This window comes from Streptomyces lichenis (assembly GCF_023218175.1).
GTDB lineage: Bacteria > Actinomycetota > Actinomycetes > Streptomycetales > Streptomycetaceae > Streptomyces > Streptomyces lichenis.
Genome location: NZ_JALPTH010000042.1, coordinates 14,439 through 32,465 on the forward strand (window position 1 = coordinate 14,439; position 18,027 = coordinate 32,465).

The 18,027-nt window shown below is 73.9% G+C and carries 12 protein-coding genes and 1 riboswitch; of the genes, 5 read left to right on the plus strand and 7 right to left on the minus strand.

Features of this window, described 5'->3' with window-relative positions; genetic code table 11:
* Position 1: 1 nt before the first annotated feature.
* Complete coding sequence (gene ribD, locus M1O15_RS29440; RefSeq protein ID WP_248637271.1) at positions 2 to 1,084, minus strand: bifunctional diaminohydroxyphosphoribosylaminopyrimidine deaminase/5-amino-6-(5-phosphoribosylamino)uracil reductase RibD; 1,083 nt, start codon at positions 1,082 to 1,084, stop codon at positions 2 to 4.
* Between the two features lie 164 nt (positions 1,085 to 1,248).
* A riboswitch (FMN riboswitch) is annotated at positions 1,249 to 1,379 on the minus strand.
* Positions 1,380 to 1,697: 318 nt separating this feature from the next.
* On the opposite strand from ribD, the gene M1O15_RS29445 reads away from it, so the two are divergent.
* Entirely contained in the window at positions 1,698 to 4,112 is a 2,415-nt protein-coding gene (locus tag M1O15_RS29445; protein WP_248637272.1) for a chitinase C-terminal domain-containing protein, read from the plus strand.
* 220 nt (positions 4,113 to 4,332) lie between these two features.
* On the opposite strand, the gene M1O15_RS29450 is transcribed toward M1O15_RS29445, so the two are convergent.
* Positions 4,333 to 5,532 carry an ROK family transcriptional regulator gene (locus tag M1O15_RS29450; protein ID WP_248637273.1) on the minus strand — a complete coding sequence of 400 codons (1,200 nt, stop codon included), beginning with the start codon at positions 5,530 to 5,532 and terminating at the stop codon, positions 4,333 to 4,335.
* A gap of 178 nt (positions 5,533 to 5,710) precedes the next feature.
* Here M1O15_RS29450 and M1O15_RS29455 point away from each other — a divergent pair, with 178 nt between their 5' ends.
* Together M1O15_RS29455 and M1O15_RS29460 are read left to right on the plus strand one after the other, a co-directional pair.
* Entirely contained in the window at positions 5,711 to 6,997 is a 1,287-nt protein-coding gene (locus M1O15_RS29455) for an MFS transporter (protein ID WP_248637274.1), read from the plus strand.
* A 620-nt stretch (positions 6,998 to 7,617) separates the two neighbouring features.
* The gene (locus tag M1O15_RS29460; RefSeq protein WP_248637275.1) at positions 7,618 to 9,018 is read left to right on the plus strand and encodes a uracil-xanthine permease family protein; all 1,401 of its coding nucleotides are present in this window, start codon (positions 7,618 to 7,620) and stop codon (positions 9,016 to 9,018) included.
* A 4-nt stretch (positions 9,019 to 9,022) separates the two neighbouring features.
* Here the strand turns inward: M1O15_RS29460 and M1O15_RS29465 are convergent, their stop codons facing one another.
* Complete coding sequence (locus tag M1O15_RS29465) at positions 9,023 to 10,183, minus strand: glycoside hydrolase family 6 protein (protein ID WP_248637276.1); 1,161 nt, start codon at positions 10,181 to 10,183, stop codon at positions 9,023 to 9,025.
* A 177-nt stretch (positions 10,184 to 10,360) separates the two neighbouring features.
* Between M1O15_RS29465 and M1O15_RS29470 the strand changes: the two genes are divergently transcribed.
* Entirely contained in the window at positions 10,361 to 11,116 is a 756-nt protein-coding gene (locus M1O15_RS29470) for a DUF5995 family protein (RefSeq protein WP_248637277.1), read from the plus strand.
* A 76-nt stretch (positions 11,117 to 11,192) separates the two neighbouring features.
* On the opposite strand, the gene M1O15_RS29475 is transcribed toward M1O15_RS29470, so the two are convergent.
* The 4 genes from M1O15_RS29475 to M1O15_RS29490 all read right to left on the minus strand — a co-directional run bounded on the left by M1O15_RS29475 (position 11,193) and on the right by M1O15_RS29490 (position 15,932).
* Positions 11,193 to 12,884, minus strand: coding sequence for a flavin monoamine oxidase family protein (locus M1O15_RS29475; RefSeq protein WP_248637278.1), 1,692 nt, complete (start codon positions 12,882 to 12,884; stop codon positions 11,193 to 11,195).
* A gap of 63 nt (positions 12,885 to 12,947) precedes the next feature.
* Positions 12,948 to 13,745 carry a carbon-nitrogen hydrolase family protein gene (locus M1O15_RS29480; protein WP_248637279.1) on the minus strand — a complete coding sequence of 266 codons (798 nt, stop codon included), beginning with the start codon at positions 13,743 to 13,745 and terminating at the stop codon, positions 12,948 to 12,950.
* Positions 13,746 to 14,002: 257 nt separating this feature from the next.
* Positions 14,003 to 14,458, minus strand: coding sequence for an Lrp/AsnC family transcriptional regulator (locus tag M1O15_RS29485; RefSeq protein ID WP_105868150.1), 456 nt, complete (start codon positions 14,456 to 14,458; stop codon positions 14,003 to 14,005).
* Between the two features lie 10 nt (positions 14,459 to 14,468).
* On the minus strand, positions 14,469 to 15,932 hold the full coding sequence (locus M1O15_RS29490) for an amino acid permease (protein ID WP_372499617.1): 1,464 nt from the start codon (positions 15,930 to 15,932) through the stop codon (positions 14,469 to 14,471).
* A gap of 324 nt (positions 15,933 to 16,256) precedes the next feature.
* On the opposite strand from M1O15_RS29490, the gene M1O15_RS29495 reads away from it, so the two are divergent.
* Entirely contained in the window at positions 16,257 to 17,330 is a 1,074-nt protein-coding gene (locus M1O15_RS29495; RefSeq protein WP_248637280.1) for a GDSL-type esterase/lipase family protein, read from the plus strand.
* The last annotated feature ends 697 nt before the right edge of the window (positions 17,331 to 18,027 follow it).

Here is an 18,027-nt window from a genome sequence, read left to right on the forward strand (position 1 = left end):
CTCAGCTCTCCTTCGGCTTGGCGGTGATCCGCAGATCGGGACCGACGCGGACGGCTTCGGTGACGTCGAGCCGCAACGCCCCGGTGATGGTGGTGATTCCGGCGTCGGCGAGGACGGCCGGTCCGGCGCCGAGCAGGACCGGCGCCAGATAGCCGACGACCCGGTCGATCACCCCGCCGGCGGCGAACGCCCCGGCGAGGGTGGCCCCGCCCTCCAGCAGCACCGAGCGCACCCCGCGCGCGTGCAGGGCGGTGAGCAGCTCGGGTACGCCGATCCGGCCGTCGTACAGGGGCAGCCGGAGCAGTTCGGCGCCGTCCGGCAGCCGGCGGGTGTCGGCGTCCTCACCGACCACCAGCAGGGTGGGGGCGGCGCCGTCCAGGACCCTGGCCCCGGGGTGGATGCCGGCCCGGGTGTCCAGCACCACCCGCAGCGGCTGGACGGCGCCCTCGATGCCGCGGACGGCCAGGTGCGGGTCGTCGGTGCGCAGGGTGCCGCCGCCGACCAGGACGGCGTCGGACTCGGCGCGCAGCCGGTGGACGTCGGCGCGGGACTCGGCGGAGGTGATCCAGCGGCTGGTGCCGTCGGCGGCGGCGGTGCGGCCGTCCAGGGTGGCGGCGTACTTCCAGGTGACATGCGGGCGGCCCAGCCGTACGGAGGTGAGCCAGGCGGTGTTGCCCGCCTCGGCCTCCTCGGCGAGCAGCCCGGCCTCGACGTGGACGCCGGCCGCGCGCAGGGTGTCCGCGCCCCCGGTGGCCCGCGGGTTCGGGTCGCCGACCGCGTAGACCACCCGGGTGATCCCGGCCTCGGTCAGGGCCTGGGCGCAGGGGCCGGTGCGGCCGGTGTGGTTGCAGGGTTCGAGGGTGACGTACGCGGTGCCGCCGCGGGCCCGCTCACCGGCCGCGCGCAGGGCGTGCACCTCGGCGTGCGGTCCGCCGGCGCGCTGGTGCCAGCCCTCGCCCGCGGTCTCGCCGGAGGCGTCGAGGACGACGCAGCCGACGACCGGGTTGGGGCTGGTGGAGCCGAGACCGCGGGCGGCGAGGGTGATCGCCCGCCGCATGGCGGCGTGGTCGGCTGCGGTGGCCACCGGGTCCTCCTGCCTGTCGAGGCGCGGACTCCGGGGCCTGTCGATGACGACAGGGGACGGATGGAACCACCGTACGCAGGGGACGCCGATCGGCCGAGGGACCGGTCGCCGAAGACGGCGGCCGGTGGATACGGCCGGTGCGGCCCTGAGGACAGGGTCACCCGCCGCGCACTGCCTCCCATCCGGACTTTCACCGTCGGTCCAGGAATTTCACCTGGTCAACCGGCCGCTGGATGCGGTCGGGTCGCGGACTGTAACCGCCGGTTCGGAATTGCACCGACCCCGGAGTGCGCTGCTGCTGATATGCGGCAAGTGTGCCACGGCCGCCCACCGCCCCACCAAGGCGGTCCTATGGACTCTGTCACATCACGTCATGAGCATGCCCACAAGGGGACACCTTGGGGACCTGCGGACATTCCACTGGTCCAGACCTATTGACCCCTTGGTCTAGTCCTTTTAATCTCTGCGTCACCTCCTCGGAGCCGGCCTCCCGGTGTGCGCACACCCCGGCCGACACGCACCACCCCCGCATTTCGCCGCTGTGTGTCCCGATCCCCGCCGTGTGCCCGCGTCCCCGCCGCAGGCGCGCTCCCACCTCCCCGGGAGGAAACCCGTGCTCTCCCCCACCCGTGCCAGAGCCACCGCGCTCGCGTCCGGCGCCGCCGTCGCCGGACTGCTGCTCGGCATGCTCTCCATGTCGCCCGTCTCGCACGCCGCCGACTGGGGGTCCCCCCGGACGGAGTCTGGGGGAGAGAACTGTCGGCCCGACGGGCTCTACAAGACGCCCGGCGTCGACGTCCCGTACTGCTCGGTGTACGACACCGAGGGCCGCGAGAAGATGGGCGCCGACCACCAGCGCCGGGTCATCGGCTACTTCACCGGCTGGCGCACCGGCAAGGACGGCACCCCCGCCTATCTGGCCAAGGACATCCCCTGGGGCAAGGTCACCCACCTCAACTACGCCTTCGGCCACATCGACGCCGCCAACAAGCTCTCGGTCGGCGCCGACGGCCCGGACAACGCGGCCACCGGGATGACCTGGCCCGGCACCGCGGGCGCCGAGATGGACCCGGCGCTCCCCTACAAGGGCCACTTCAACCTGCTGAACACGTACAAGAAGCAGCACCCCGAGGTGAAGACGCTGATCTCGGTCGGCGGCTGGGCCGAGACCGGCGGCTACTTCGGCGCGGACGGCAAGCGGGTCGGCTCCGGCGGCTTCTACACCATGGCCACCAACACCGACGGCTCGGTCAACCAGGCCGGCATCGACACCTTCAGCGACTCCGCGGTCGCCTTCATCAAGAAGTACGGCTTCAACGGCGTCGACATCGACTACGAGTACGCCACCTCCATGAAGGACGCGGGCCACCCGGCCGACTTCGCGATCTCCAACGCCCGCCGGGGCGGCCTGGTCAAGGGCTACGCGGCGCTGATGAAGACCCTGCGCGAGAAGCTGGACCGGGCGGGCGCGGCCGACGGACGGCACTACCTGCTGACCGTGGCGGCCCCCTCCTCCGGCTATCTGCTGCGCGGTATGGAGACGTACCAGATGCAGAGGTACCTGGACTACGTCAACATCATGTCCTACGACCTGCACGGCGCCTGGAACGAGTACGCCGGCCCCAACGCCTCGCTCTTCGACGACGGCAAGGACGCCGAGCTGGCCGCCTCCAACGTGTACGGCAGCCAGCAGTACGGCGGCGTCGGCTACCTGAACACCGACTGGGCGTACCACTACTTCCGCGGCTCGATGCCGGCCGGCCGGATCAACATCGGCCTGCCGTACTACACCCGCGGCCACAAGAACGTGCAGGGCGGCACCGACGGCCTGTGGGGGAAGGCCGCGGCGAGCAGCTGCCCGGCCGGCTCCGGGCTGACCAAGTGCGGTGACGGGGCGACCGGCATCGACAACCTCTGGCACGACAAGGACGACAACGGCAAGGAGTCCCCGGCCGGCTCCAACCCGATGTGGCACGCCAAGAACCTGGAGAAGGGGATCCTCGGCGACTATCTGACCGGCTACGGCTTCGGCGCCGGCACCAAGCTGGCCGGCACCTACACCCGCAGGTACGACTCCACCCTGGTCGCCCCCTGGCTGTGGAACGCCCAGACCCGGACCTTCCTCTCCACCGAGGACGAGCAGTCGGTGGCCCGCAAGGCCGACTACGTGGTGGACAAGGGCATCGGCGGCACCATGGTCTGGGAGCTGGCCGGCGACTACGGCTGGAACGCGGCCAAGGGCCAGTACGAGCCCGGCTCCACCCTGACCTCGCTGATGTACGAGAAGTTCAAGTCGGCCCCGGCGTACGGCGCCAAGGTCTCCAACAAGGCGCTGCCCACCAAGGCGGTGAACATCGGGGTGGAGTTCGGCGAGTTCAAGCTCGGTGACTCCAACTACCCGATCACCCCCAAGGTGAGGATCACCAACAACACCAAGGCGGCCCTGCCGGGCGGTACGGAGTTCCAGTTCGACTACTCCACCTCCGCCCCGGGCAACGCCTCCGACCAGTCCGGCTTCGGCACCAAGGTGATCTCCAGCGACCACACCGGCTCCAACGTGGGCGGGCTGAAGGGCGACTTCCACCGGGTCTCGCTGAAGCTGCCGGCCTGGCAGTCCCTCGCCCCCGGCGCCTCGGTCGAGCTCTCCTTCAACTACTACCTGCCGGTCTCCACCCCGTGGAACTGGACGGTGGACATCGGCGGCACCAGCTACGCGCTCGCCGGCGACCTGGCCCGCGGCACCACCGTGGTCGAGCCCGGCGGCGGCACGGACCCGACGCCGACCCCCACCCCCACCCCGACACCCACCCCCACGCCGACTCCCACTCCCACCCCGACTCCGACCCCCACGCCGACTCCGACGCCGGGTGCCTGCACCGCGCCCGCCTGGAAGGCGACCAGCGAGTACGGCGGCGGGACCGCGGTCTCCCACAAGTCCCGCACCTGGAAGGCCAAGTGGTGGACCAAGGGCGAGGAGCCCGGGACCACCGGCCAGTGGGGGGTCTGGCAGGACCTCGGCGCCTGCTGAGCCGGTGGGCACTGGGGTTCGCTGAGCCGGTCGGGCCCCTGGGCCCGCTGAGCCCGGTCACTTCGGTGCCTGCCGACCGGTAGGCCGTACAGACCGCGGCCCGGCGGCGGAGACCGGCCCTTCCCGCCGCCGGGCCGCGCCCAGCACCCATCCCCGCACCCTGCCGCCCGTGCCTTCGGACCATCCGTCCGGGGCACGGGCGGCGGTCGTCGGTGTCACCTCACCTCGGCTCCGGGGCGAACAGCTGCTCCTGGGCCGCGTCGCGCACCGTCAGCAGCGCGCCCCGCAGCACCGCGCCGCCGCCCAGCGCCCCGGCGCGGACTTCGGTGCGCAGTGGGGAGAGCCCGGCGAGCCGCTCCTCCACCCGGGCGGCCAGCGCGGCCCCACCGGCTCGGCCGATCTCACCGCCGAGCACCACACAGCCCGGGTCCAGCACCGCGCTCACCGCGGCCGCGCCCAGCGCGATCCGCCCGGCGAGCTCGTCCAGGAAGCCGTCCGCCCCGGCCGCCAGCGCGGCGCGCACGGCGGCGGCTCCAGCCGGCTCCGTACCCCCTCCCTCCGCCGCGACCCCGTGCCGGGCGGCCAGCCGGGCGATCGCCGCGGAGCCGGTGAGGGCGTGGAAGCCGCCGTCGCAGCCGGTCGCCGAGGGCAGCCCACCGGTCCCCGGGACCGGCAGGAAGCCGATCTCGCCCGCCCCGCCGGAGGCGCCGCGCCTCAGCCGGCCGTCCAGCACCAGGGCGGCGCCCACTCCCTGGCCAAGCCAGAGCAGGACGAAGGTGTCCCGGCCCCGGGCGGCGCCCTCGCGCTGCTCGGCGATGGCGGCCACATTGGTCTCGTTCTCCACCTGCACGGCGGCGGTCAGCCGCTGCTGGAGCGCGGCCACCAGCCGGCGGTGCCACCAGGGCAGTCCGCCGGAGTCGCGCAGTTCCCCGGTGGCCGGGTCGATCAGCCCGGGGGCGCCGATGCCGACGCTGTGCAGCCGGGTGGCCCCGGCCTCCGCCACGGTCCGCTCCAGCAGTGCGACGGCCCGCTCCACCGCCGGGCCCGCCTCCTCCGCCCCGTCCGTCCCCTTTCCGTCGGGCTCCCCCATCGGCGTGGACGCCCGGGCCAGCTCGGTGCCGAGCAGATCGGTGACCAGGACGGTGACGCTGTCGGTGCGCACATCGAGGGCGGCCAGATGGGCGCGGTCGGCCACGATCCCGTACAGCTTGGCGTTGGGACCCCGGCGCTGCGCACCCGTCTCGCCGACCACCCGGACCAGCCCGGTGTGCCGGAGCCGTTCGACCAGGTCGGCGACGGTGGGCCGGGACAGCCCGGTCAGCGTCTTGAGCTGACCGGCCGTCAGCGGACCCTCGTCGCGCAGGAAGCGCAGGGCCAGGCGGTCGTTGATGGCCCGGGCGGTGCTGGGCGATGCAGGCATGCCGGAATCCTTCCAGAGGCCGGGACCCGTCCCGGTGCCGGGAGCCGGGGACCGGGGCGACCGCGTACACACAGCGTGTGCGGCGGCCATCTTACTATCAGGCAGGCTTCCTGATAGTTTACCGCCGATCCCCGGGGAACCGGCCCGAGGGGACCAGGGGGAGGGACGGGAAGGACCTATGGCGACGGAGACGGTCTTGGGTGCCGAGCGGCTGCGCCGGGCGCGGTTCGCGGTGGCGGCGGTGTTCTGTGTGCACGGCGCGGTGGCGGGCAGCTTCGCCACCCGTATCCCCTGGATCGCGGACCACGCCGGGGTGAGCGCCGGTCAGCTGGGCCTGGCGCTGGCCTTCCCGGCGCTGGGCGCCTCGCTGGCGATGCCGCTGGCCGGGGCGATCAGCCACCGGATGGGCGCCCGCCCGGCGCTGCGGCTGCTGCTGGCGCTGTGGACGCTGTCGCTGACCCTGCCCTCGCTCGCCCCCGACGTCTGGGGGCTGGCCGCCGCGCTCTTCGTGTACGGGGCGACCTCCGGCATGTCGGACGTGGCGATGAACGCGCTCGGGGTGGAGGTGGAGCGGCGGCTCGACCGGTCGATCATGTCCAGTCTGCACGGTATGTGGAGCGTGGGGGCGCTGCTCGGCTCGGCGGCGGGCACCCTCGCCGCGCATACGGGCGGGGACGCCCGGGTGCACCATCTGATCGCCGCGGTGGTGCTGACCGCGCTGGGGCTGCTGTTCTGCCAGGGGGTGCTGGACCTGCGCAGCACCCCGGACGAGGAGCCGCCGCCGCGGTTCGCGCTGCCGCCGAGGTCGGCGCTGGTGATCGGGGCGATCGGGTTCTGCGGGGTGTTCGCGGAGGGCGCCAGCCTGGACTGGTCGGCGGTCTACCTCCGGGACCAGCTGGGCACCTCGGCGGGGCTGGCGGCCGCCTCCACCACCGCGTTCGCGCTGACCATGGCGGTCGTGCGGCTGGTCGGCGACCGGGTGGTGGACCGCTTCGGCCCGGTCCGCACGGTCCGGACGGGTGGCGTGGCGGCGACCGCCGGAGGGGCGCTGGTGGTGCTGGCGCCGCACCCGGCGGTGGCGCTGGCCGGATTCGGGCTGATCGGGCTGGGCATCGCGGTGGTGGTCCCGCTGGCGTTCGCCGCGGCGGCCCGCAGCGGGCCGAACCCGAGTCAGGCGATCGCGGGCGTCGCCACCATCACGTACACCTCCGGGCTGATCGCCCCCTCGGCGATCGGCGGGCTGGCCGACCTGACCTCGCTGGCGGTCTCCTTCGGCGTGGTGACGGTGCTGGCCTTCGGCCTGGTGCTGGGCGCCGGAGTGCTCGGCCGGAGCGGGACCCCGACGGGCGCGGACGCCGCCCCGACGACGGTGCCCCTCCCGGGCAAGGCCGCCCGCGACATCACCAAGGGCACCACCCAGGACATCGCCCGGGGCCCCGGGGCCCCAGGGAACAACGCGAGCTGACCACCGGCCCCGGAGCGCACGCGCCCGACCGGGGCACAGGAGCCCAGGCGGCCCCCGCCGAAGAGCCCCGGCCGACCGGTCCCGGGGTCCCGAACGACCCGCGCCGGAGGCCTCGGCCTGACCGGCCTCCGCAGAGCCCCCGCCCGACCGGCCTCCGCAGGCCCGGGAGGCACCCGCCTCCGCAGGCCCCATCCCGGCCGCCCTCCGCGGGGCTCGGAGGCACCCGCCTTCGCAGGGCCCCGGAGGCACCGGCCCCCACCGGACAACCCCGGCCGACCGGTCCCAGGGCCCCGGGCGACCCCCCCGCCGAAGGCCCCGGACCCGACCGGTCCCGGGGTCCCGGGCGCCCCCCGCCGGAGGCCCCGGCCCGACCGGCCTCCGCAGGGCCCCGGCCCCACCGGCCTTCGCAGGGCCCCCAACCGACCGCCCTCCTCAGGGCCCCGCAGCCACCCGCCCCCGCAGGGTCCCCGAGGCACCCGCCTCCGGGGGGCCCGGGGATCGCCGGCCTCTACGATGGCGCTGGCCGATTTCCGGCCACCTTCCGGCCACCTTCCGGGGCGCGGCCGACGGCCCACCGCCCCGGCCCCCGCCTCCTCCTCCCAGAACTGGAGCCACCCCTGATGAACCTCGGCGTGCGCTGGACCGTGCACGGCGACGGGCGCACCCCCGCGCCCGGTGCCGTCGTCCGACCCGACGAGCGGCTGTCCTGGCCGCGCACGGTGGGGCTCGGCGCCCAGCACGTGGTGGCGATGTTCGGGGCGTCCTTCGTCGCCCCGGTGCTGATGGGGCTCGACCCCAATTTGGCGATCATGATGTCCGGGGTGGCCACCGCGATCTTCCTGCTCGCCACCCGCGGCACGGTGCCCAGCTACCTCGGCTGCTCGCTGTCGTTCGTGGGCGTGGCCGCCACCATCCGGGCCTCCGGTGGGGACAGCGCCACGGTGACCGGCGCGGTGCTGGTGGTCGGCGCGGTGCTGTTCCTGGCCGGTCTGGCGGTGCAGCGGTTCGGGGCGCGGATCATCCACGCCGCGATGCCGCCGATCGTCACCGGCGCCGTGGTGATGCTGATCGGCTTCAACCTGGCGCCGGTGACCGCCTCCACCTACTGGCCGCAGGACCAGTGGACGGCGCTGCTGGTGATGCTGTTCACCGGGCTCGCGGTGGTCTGCCTGCGCGGCTTCTGGTCCCGTATCGCGATCTTCCTCGGGCTGGTCTTCGGCTACGCGGTCTCCTGGCTGTTCGACCTGGCCTTCGGAAAGATCCACTCGCCGCTCGGCGGCGCCGAGGCGGTCGACCACTGGCGCCTGGACCTCTCCGGGGTGGCCAAGGCCGACTGGGTCGGGCTGCCGTCCTTCCACGCCCCGGCCTTCGAGTGGTCGGCGATCCTGGTCGCCCTCCCGGTGGTGATCGCGCTCATCGCGGAGAACGCCGGGCACGTCAAGGCGGTCGGCGAGATGACCGGCCGGTCCCTGGACGACCGGCTGGGCACCGCCATCGCGGCGGACGGCGTCGGCTCCGTGCTCTCCACCGCGGTCGGCGGCCCGCCGAACACCACCTACTCGGAGAACATCGGCGTGATGGCGGCCACCCGGGTCTACTCCACCGCCGCCTACTGGGCCGCCGCCGGCTTCGCCCTGCTCTTCGGCCTGTGCCCGAAGTTCGGCGCGGTGGTCGCCGCCATCCCCGGCGGGGTGCTCGGCGGGATCACCGTCATCCTCTACGGCATGATCGGCCTGCTCGGCGCGCAGATCTGGATCAACGCCGGGGTGGACCTGCGCAACCCGCTCAACCTGGTCCCGGCCGCCGCGGGCATCATCATCGGCGTCGGCGGGGTCAGCCTGAAGATCACCGACAACTTCGAGCTGGGCGGCATCGCGCTCGGCACCATCGTGGTGATCACCGGCTACCACGTGCTGCGCGCCTTCGCCCCCGCGCATCTGAAGACCGCCGAGCCGCTGCTGGACTCGGGCACCTCCTCCTACGACCAGCCGTCCGGGAAGGACGACGAGCCGCGGCCGTGAGGCGTCAGCCGGTCGCCAGCTCGTAGGCCCAGTCGGGGCTGAACTCGCCCGCCGCGCCCCGGCAGCCGTCGGACTCGCCCGGCAGCTTGACCCAGAGGTAGGCGTCGATCCGGTCGGAGCCGGTCCGGGTGGTCGGCGACTGGCCGATCGCCCGGCCGGAGGGGTCGCACCACTCCTCCGCGCCCGGCGCCCCGTTGCCGTTGCGGCTGGTGTCGATCACGGCGCCGAGGTGGGAGGGTCCGCCGAGGGCGTCGAGCACCCGGCGGGCGTAGGCGGCCTCGTCCCCGGTGGTGTGGAAGTTGGCGACGTTGGTGAAGATGCCGTCCCCGGCGGTGTGGGCGCCCGCCGCGCGGAGCATCCCGGCCATCGTGGCGGGCGGGTGCCAGCCGGAGTGCCCGGCGTCGAAGTACACCCGGGCCTTGGGGTTGGCGGCCTTCATGGTGCGGGCGGCGCGGGCCAGCGAGGCGTAGCGGGCGTCCCGTTCACCGCCGGAGAGGCAGTCGGCGTAGGCCACCGCGTCCGGCTCCAGGACGACGATGACCTCCCCGCTGCCGAGCCCGTCGGCGAAGCCGCGTATCCAGCCGTCGTACGCCCCGAGGTCCGGCGCCCCGCCCTGGGAGGCGCCGCCGCAGTCGCGGTCCGGGATGGCGTACGGCACCAGCACCGGCACCCGGCCGGCGGCGGCCGCCCCGGAGGTGACCGCCCGGACCTTGCCGGTGATGGAGCCCGGGTTGTACTCGGCGAACCAGACGGCGGACGGCTGGGCCGCTATCCGGGACTCGATCACCGCGCGGCGGGAGTCCCCGGGGTTGGCCCGCACCCAGTCCAGCGCCTGGGACTCGGGGTGGCGGTAGAGCGCCGCCGAGACCGGGTCGTGGCGGACCGGGGCGGCGGGCGCGGCACTCCTCGGCTTCGACGGCTTCGGGGCCTTCCTGGCCGCGCTCTTCGACGGCGACGGGGAAGGCGAGGGCGAGGCGGAGGGGCTGGGCGAGGCGGACGGCGAGGGGGAGGCCGAGACGCTGGGCCGGGCGGGCAGCGGCGGCAACTCCGGTACGGCGCTGACCTCGGCCGGGCGGGCCGTGTCGTTGCCCTCCCCGCCGCCGGAGGCGGCCAGCAGTCCGCTGACGGCGCCCACCGCGACCACCGCCGAGGCGGCGGCCACCATCGCGTGGCGCCCCGCGCCGGCCCGTCTTCCGTCCCGTCCGGCGCGTCGCCGGCGATGTCCGTTCGCCACTGGTGCTTCCCTCCCCCGGTGCCCGCCGGGCTGTTCCCGTTCCCCCGTTCCGGGGAAGCCCGGCCGGACGGCACCGCCGCCGAGCCTACCGACTGCCAGGCTGCTGCCATGACGCAGACCCGGTCGAGCCAGCCCGTCGTCCCCCCGCCGCGCTCCCCCGCCGCTGCCGGGCCGGTCGGCGCCCGCGCGGTCGTGGACCGGCTGCGGGCGCTGGCCGGACGGGGCCCGGCGACGGACGGGGTGGCGGTGTTCCTCGGCGCGTATCTGCCGGTGGTGGCGGAGGCGGCCCGGCCGCCCGGGGCGGGTGAGCGCCCGGAGCGGCGGCTCGCCGCCACCCTCACCCTGCGGTGCGCGGAGCGGGCGCTGACGGCGCTGGAGACGGCCGCGGCGGACGGCAGGGGCTCCGCCTGCTGGCGGCCGCTGCTGGACGCCCGGCACCATCCCGGCGTACGTCCGGTGCAGTTCGCGCTGGCCGGGGTGAACGCGCAGCTCGGCTGCGATCTGCCGCTGGCGCTGGTGGACGTCTGCCGTACGCTGCGCCGCACCCCCACCGAGCTGGCGGACGCCTTCGAGCGGGTCGCCGACCGGCTGGTCCTGCTGGAGGAGCGGGTACGCGAGGAGCTGACGCCCGGGCAGGAGCTGCTGCGGCTGGCCGACCCGCTGGTCCATCTGCTGGGCTGCCGCAGCGCGGAGCGGGCCCGGGACGGGGCCTGGCTGGCGGCCCGGGCGCTGTGGCAGCTCCGCCAGGCGGCGGGGGGCGGGGCGGCGGGGCTGGACGCCGAGTACGCGGCGCAACTGGACCGCTCGGTGGGACTGGCCGGGCGGATACTGCTCACCCCGCTGCCGGTGGCCCGCCGCCGCTGAGGCCCCGGCGGTACGCCGACGGGCCGGCCCCTCGCGAGGAGGGACCGGCCCGTCACCGTACGGAATCGGTGAACGATCAGTCCTCGGGCAGCTCCACCGGGGCGATCTCGTCGTAGAGGTCGCCGGGGCCCGGGTTGGTGGCGTCGGTGGCGCCGCCGAAGTGGTGCATCACGCCCCACACCGCGTTGAGCGCGGTCTGCACGGCGCCCTCGGCCCAGCCGGCCGTCCAGGAGATGTCGTCGCCGGCCAGGAAGATGCCGCGCTTGTCCTCGGGCAGCCGGTCCTGCATGAAGTGGGTGAACAGGCGCCGTTGGTAGCGGTAGTGGCCCGGCAGGTTGGCCTTGAACGCGCCCATGAAGTAGGGCTCGTTCTCCCAGGAGACGGTCACCGGGTTGCCGATGACGTGCTTCCGGATGTCGACGTTCGGGTAGATCTCGCCGAGCGACTTGAGCATGACCTCCATGCGCTCGTTCGCCGACAGCGGCAGCCACTTCAGGCTGTCGTCGCACCAGGTGTACGACAGGCAGATGACGGCCGGCTTGCCGGGGCCGTCGTCCAGCAGGTAGGTGCCGCGGGTCATCCGGTCGGTGAGCGTCATCGACATGGTGTCCCGGCCGGTGGTCTCGTCCTTGTCCAGCCAGAACGGCCGGTCCACCGGGACGAACAGCTTGGAGGACTCCATGTAGTGGGTGCGCTCCATCGCCGTCCAGTGGTCGATGGGGAAGAGCGAGTCGTCGCAGGCGATCTTGGACAGCAGCAGCCAGGACTGGGCGGTGAAGATCGCCGTCTGGTAGGTGCGGATGTCGCCGTTCGCGTCGGTGACGGTGATCCGGTTGCCCGCGGTGCGGTTCAGCCGGGTGACGGCCGGGCGGGGAGCGCCCTCGTGCAGCGAGGAGAGCGAGGTGCCCAGCGGCCAGTGGACGATCTTCTCCGGCTCGCGCTCCCACAGCCGCACCGGCAGCTGCTGGGAGCCGCCGACGATGCCGCGGTGGTGGTCGTCGGCCTCGGTGTAGACGACCCGCAGGATCTCCAGGATGGAGTTGGGGAAGTCGGTGTCCCAGCCGCCGGTGCCGAAGCCGACCTGGCCGAAGATCTCCCGGTGGCGGAAGGACCTGAAGGCCTCGGAGTCGCAGAGGAAGCCGTAGAAGGTCTGGTTGTCCAGCTTCTCGACCAGCTTGGACCAGATCTCGCGGATCCGCGGCACGTCCCGCTCGCGCAGGGCGCGGTTCATGTCGGTGAAGTCGGCACCCTCCTCCAGGCAGGCGGCCCAGGCGTCGGCGACGTCCCGGTAGACCTGCGGGAGGTCGTCGATGGTCTCCGCGTAGTGCGACTCGCCCTTGAGGTCGACCACCGTGGAGGGGGTGGACTCGGCCAGCGGGTTGGGGAACGGCGCGGTCTTCAGGCCCACCAGGTCGATGTAGTGCTGGAGCGCGGTGGAGGACGGCGGGAAGCGCATCGCGCCCATCTCGGCGGTGAGGGCCGGGTCGCAGCCCTCGAAGCCGACGGTGCGCAGCCGGCCGCCGATCTGGTCGGCCTCGTAGACGACGGGCTTGAGGCCCATCTTCATCAGCTCGTAGGCGGCGATGATCCCGGACAGCCCGCCGCCGATGACCGCGACCTCGGTGCCGTGCTCGGTGGCCGGGATCTGGCCGAGCCCGGCCGGGTGGGCCAGGAAGTCGTCGTAGGCGTACGGGAAGTCCGGGCCGAACATGGTGATCGGCGGCTGAGCGTCGGTGTGCTGGACGGCGGTGGGCACCGTGGACGTCATGGGGTACGGACTCCTTGCAGGCTTCAACGGGGCGGGGCGGAAGGTCTTCGGGGTGCGGGGCGCTCAGACGAGTGAGGTGTAGAGGTCCGGGCGCCGGTCGCGCAGATAGGGGTTGGCCTCGCGTGAGGCGGCCAGCAGCTCGGGATCGACGTCCCCCATGACCAGCTCCTCGCCGCGGCCGGCGCGGGCCCGGGCGGTGCCGTCGGGGCCGGCCAGCGCGGAGAGCCCGACGAACTCGAACTCGCCTTCCACACCGGCCCGGTTGGCGTAGGCGATGTAGAGCTGGTTCTCGAAGGCGCGCACGGGGACCACGGACTCGGCGACGATCTCGGCGGGGTGCATCAGCGCGGTGGGCACGATCAGCAGCTCGGTGCCGGCCAGGGCGTGCGTCCGGACGTTCTCCGGGAACTCCACGTCGTAGCAGATGATCAGCCCGACCCGGACGCCGTTCAGCTCGGCCTGGACCAGCGGCTGCTCGCCGGCGGTGAAGGAGTCCGTCTCGAAGCCGCCGTAGAGGTGGGTCTTGCGGTAGTTCGCCAGCCGGGTCCCGTCCGGGCCGACGAGCTGGGCCGCGTTGTACACCGCGGCGCCGTCGCGCTCGGGGTAGCCGTAGGCGATGGCCAGGCCGTGGTGGGCGGCGAGGGCGGCGACGGCCTGGGCGGCGGGCCCGTCGGCGGGCTCGGCGAGCCGGGCGATGCCGTCGCCGATCGCGTAGCCGGTGAGGAACATCTCCGGGGCCACCAGCAGCCCGGCGCCGGTCGCGGCGGCCCGGGCGGCGGCCTGGTCCAGCACCTTGAGGTTGGCGGCGACGTCACCCAGCCGTCCGGAGCTCTGGAGCAGGGCGGTGCGCAGCGGCGGCATCGGCGACCTCGGGATCTCGGGTGGTACGGCGGGAAGGTGCCCGGGCGGACGCGCGCGGTCCGGGCGGAGGGCCCGGGGGCATCGTGGAGTGCCGGGGACGTTCAAAACGGTACGTTCCGGTGCCGATTCCGGACAAGGCGCGTCCGTTGCGCATCGACCATCGATCTATTGCGTACGTAAGCGATCAGACGGCGATTCGTTGCGCGGGAGCGGCCCGACCGCGCCCCGACCCGTACGGATGCCGCAGCCCGTACGGACTACGCGGGCGAGCCGGAGGAGAAGCGCCGCAGCAGGGGCGAGAGCACCAGCACCGACTTGGTGCGCTCCACGAACGGCTCCCCGGCGATGCGCTCCAGCACCCGCTCGAAGTGGCGCATGTCGGAGGCGAAGACCTGGACGATCGCGTCCGCCTCCCCGGTGACGGTGGAGGCGGACGCGACTTCCGGATAGCGCTCGAGACCGCGCTGGATGGTCTCGGGCGAGGTGTTGCCCCGTGCGTAGATCTCGATGAACCCCTCGGTCTCCCAGCCCAGCGCCGCCGGGTCCACCCGTACGGTGAAGCCGGTGATGGCGCCTTCGGCCCGGAGCCGGTCCACCCGGCGCTTGACGGCGGGGGCGGAGAGGCCGACGAGCGATCCGATGTCCGCGAAGGAACGGCGGGCGTCCTCGGCGAGGGCGTGGACGATGCGTTCGTCGAGATCGTTCAGGCGCACGGGGGGTGGATCACTTCTCTGCGGTGGCCAGTCGGGAGCGGCGCATGCCGTAGAGGAAGTAGAACACGAGACCGGCGGCCATCCAGCCAAGGAAGACGACCCAGGTCGGGGACTGGAACTGGGACATGCTGGCGGCGCAGGCCAGGAAGCCCAGGATCGGGAAGAGCCAGCCGAGCGGCACCCGGAAGGAGCGCTTCAGGTCGGGGCGGGTGCGGCGCAGCACGATCACCGCGATGTTGACCAGGCCGAAGGCGAAGAGGGTGCCGATGCTGGTGGCGTTGACCAGCTCGCCGAGCGGGATGACCGAGGCCAGCGCGCCGCAGAACAGCGAGACGATCACGGTGTTGCGGCGGGGCGTGCCGGTCCTGGTGTTGACCTTGGCGAAGACCTTGGGCATCAGGCCGTCGCGGGACATCGCGAACAGCACCCGGGTCTGGCCGTAGAGCACGGTCAGCACCACGCTGGCGATGGAGATGACCGCACCGGCCGCGAGCAGGGTGCCCCACAGGGTGGTGCCGCTGACGTCGTTGACGATCGAGGTCAGCGGGGCGGTGGCGGTCTCGAACTTGGTCCACTTCCAGGCGCCCACCGCGACGGCCGCGACCAGCACGTAGAACGCGGTGACGACGACCAGCGAGAGCATCAGCGCGCGGGGCAGGTCGCGCTGCGGGTTCTTCGCCTCCTCACCGGCGGTGGAGGCGGCGTCGAAGCCGATGTACGAGAAGAAGAGCACCGAGGCGGCGGCGCCGATCCCGCCCACGCCCAGCGGCATGAAGTCGGCGTAGTTGCCGGACTGGAAGCCGGTGAAGCCGATGGCGCAGAACAGCAGCAGCGCGGCGGCCTTCACGAAGACCATGATCGTGTTGAGCCGCGCGGACTCACGCGCGCCGCCCAGCAGCATGATCATCGCCAGCAGGACGACGACCAGACCGGGCAGGTTGATCACACCGCCCTCGCCGGGCGCGGAGGAGAGGGTCGCCGGGATGGTGACGCCTATCGTCCCCTCCAGCAGCTTGTTGAGGTACTCGCCCCAGCCGACCGCGACCGCGGCCACCGACACGCCGTACTCCAGGACCATGGCCCAGCCGCAGACCCAGGCGAGCAGCTCGCCCATCGTTGCGTATGTGTACGAGTACGAGGAGCCGGCCACCGGGATGGAGCCGGCCAGCTCGGCGTAGGAGAGCGCGGAGAACAGGGCGGTCAGACCGGCGATCACAAAGGAGACGGTGACCGCCGGGCCGGCCTTGGGGACGCTGTCGCCGAGCACGACGAAGATGCCGGTGCCGAGGGTGGCACCGATGCTGATCATGGTCAGCTGCCACATGGACAGGGTGCGGCGGAGGGTGCCGCCTTCACCCTTGCCACCCTCGTCGACCAGCACATCCACCGGCTTGCGGCGCATGAGGACGGAGAGGCCGGACGCCTTGGGGGCGGGTGGCTCGGTGGCGGGAGAGGCTGTGCCTTGGTCCAGCACTGCTGGGGGCTCCTTCGTCGCTGCGGGGAAAGAAAGCGGCGCCTTCGGCGTCTCGCGGGCAGCGGGAAGAAGCCCGTGGGATGGGGAGACCGCCGAGCTGACGGTCGCCGCCACTCCTGGTACGGGGCACGAGCCTAAACCCCATCGCTTCGCGTCCGTAATGCACCGTTGTTGCGTTCCCACAGACGATCATTGCGTGCTGGGGCCGCGGACGGGGAAACATTGCGCCCTGGCACACGAATTCGAACATCGGGGGCAGGAGACCCTCCGGCGCTCCTGTGCCCCGCACACCCCTCACCTCCCCGACGGAAGGCGGACGACCCGATGGACGACTGGCCGGCCCCGGAGCCGTTCCTGCGCGGCACCGCCTGGTGGGACGAGGACCGTCCGGTCCGGGCGGACCCCGCCGACCTGGCGCGGCTCCCGTGGGACACCGCCGCCCGGGCCCAGCTGCCGACCGGGGTGCGGCTGGAGTTCACCGCCTCCCCCGGCACCCGGGCCGTGGCACTGCGCTACCGGGCGCGTGTACCCGAGGCCCCCCGGTCCATGCGTGAGCTGTCCCACTGCTTCGCGCTGTGGCAGGGCGACACCTGCGTACGGGAGGTCCTGGCACCGCCCGCCGAGAAGTCCGAGGTGGTGATCGAGCTGCCCGCCCCCGGGGAGTCCGGCGACGGGCCCTTCACCATCCACCCGCCGGAGAGCCAGGCGCCCCGGATCACCGGCGTCCGGGCGCTCGGCGGGGAGCTGACCCCCGCGCCGTGCCGTCCGCGCTGGCTGGTGCACGGCGACTCCATCACCGAGGGCTGGCTCGCCACCCGGCCGGCGCTCACCTGGCCCGCGACCGCCGGACGGGCCCTCGGGCTCGACCCGGTCAACCTCGGCTACGCGGGCTCGGCGCGCGGCGACCTCGCCCTGGCCCAGCAGCTGGCGAGCCTTCCGCGGGCCGCCCTGGTCACCCTCGCCTTCGGCACCAACTGCTGGTCCGGGGTGCCCTATTCGGCCCCGCTGCTGTACGAGACGGTCCGCGCGTTCCTCACCCTGGTGCGGGCCGGCCACCCGGGCACCCCGCTGCTGCTGGTCTCCCCCGTGCTGCGGCCCGAGGCCGAGACCACTGCCAACCCGCTGGGCGCCACCCTCGCCGAGCTGCGCACCGCCATGGAGGAGGCGGCCCGGGACCACGCGGCCGCGGGCGACCCCTGGCTGGCGCTGCTGCCCGGACGGGACGTGCTCGGCCCCGAGCACCTCGCGGACGGGCTCCACCCGAACGACGAGGGGCACGCCCGGCTCGCCCGCGCGGTGGCCTCGGCGGTGCGCGACCACTGGCCGGAGCTGCCCCATCGGCCCCAGACGGCGCAGGAGGACACGACTGGCGCGCATGCCGCCGCGAACTCCGGGTAGCAGCGCCTTCGATCGGTGACATCGACGCGAGGAGGGGCCGTGGACCGGAGGAGCTGTCCGGCGCCGGTGCGCGCCTTCGGTGTGCGGGCCGCCACATGTGACATACCCGACGGGCCTTGTGAGGCCGTGCAGGGGCACACCGCCCGGTGATGGGCGACAGGGCGGTGGCCGGCAGGCACGGCCACCGCCCTCGCCGTCCCGGACCTGCGGGGGCGCGGCGGCCGGAGTGCGACGATGGAAGGCCGCCCGGCGGCCGGTCGTCGCGAGACCCCGCGGCCCGCCCCTCCTCCCCGTCACCGATCGCGAAAGGTGCCTGTGTACCCGGTGAACCAGTCGCCGCGCCGTACCCGCGGCACCGCCCGCCCCCGGCGGGTGACCCCATGACACCCCCCACCACCCCGGCCGAGCGCCCCACCGCGCCCGGCCGTTTCGGCGTACGCGACGGGTCCGCCGTACGCGACCGGGCGGGCGTACGGGGCGGGCCTGCCGTACGCGGCCGGGCTGGCGTACGGGGCGAGGTTTCCGTACGCCGCGGCCCGGCCGCACGCGGAGCGCTCGCCGCAGCCGGAGGAGCCGCCCCACTGCGCGTCCGCCACACCACGGGCCCCCGGGCCCCCGCGCACAGCCGCCTGGCCGGAGACGGCCGAGCCGCCGTACGCGGTCGGGCCGACGTACGCGGCCGCCTGGCCGGAGACAG

Bases quoted from the DNA above. Each gene is read 5' to 3' on its own strand.
- M1O15_RS29450 (WP_248637273.1), bottom strand. From the start codon at position 5,532: ATGCCTGCATCGCCCAGCACCGCCCGGGCCATCAACGACCGCCTGGCC.
- M1O15_RS29455 (WP_248637274.1), top strand. From the start codon at position 5,711: ATGGCGACGGAGACGGTCTTGGGTGCCGAGCGGCTGCGCCGGGCGCGG.
- M1O15_RS29460 (WP_248637275.1), top strand. From the start codon at position 7,618: ATGAACCTCGGCGTGCGCTGGACCGTGCACGGCGACGGGCGCACCCCC.
- M1O15_RS29465 (WP_248637276.1), bottom strand. From the start codon at position 10,183: ATGGTGGCCGCCGCCTCGGCGGTGGTCGCGGTGGGCGCCGTCAGCGGA.
- M1O15_RS29470 (WP_248637277.1), top strand. From the start codon at position 10,361: ATGACGCAGACCCGGTCGAGCCAGCCCGTCGTCCCCCCGCCGCGCTCC.
- M1O15_RS29475 (WP_248637278.1), bottom strand. From the start codon at position 12,884: ATGACGTCCACGGTGCCCACCGCCGTCCAGCACACCGACGCTCAGCCG.
- M1O15_RS29480 (WP_248637279.1), bottom strand. From the start codon at position 13,745: ATGCCGCCGCTGCGCACCGCCCTGCTCCAGAGCTCCGGACGGCTGGGT.
- M1O15_RS29495 (WP_248637280.1), top strand. From the start codon at position 16,257: ATGGACGACTGGCCGGCCCCGGAGCCGTTCCTGCGCGGCACCGCCTGG.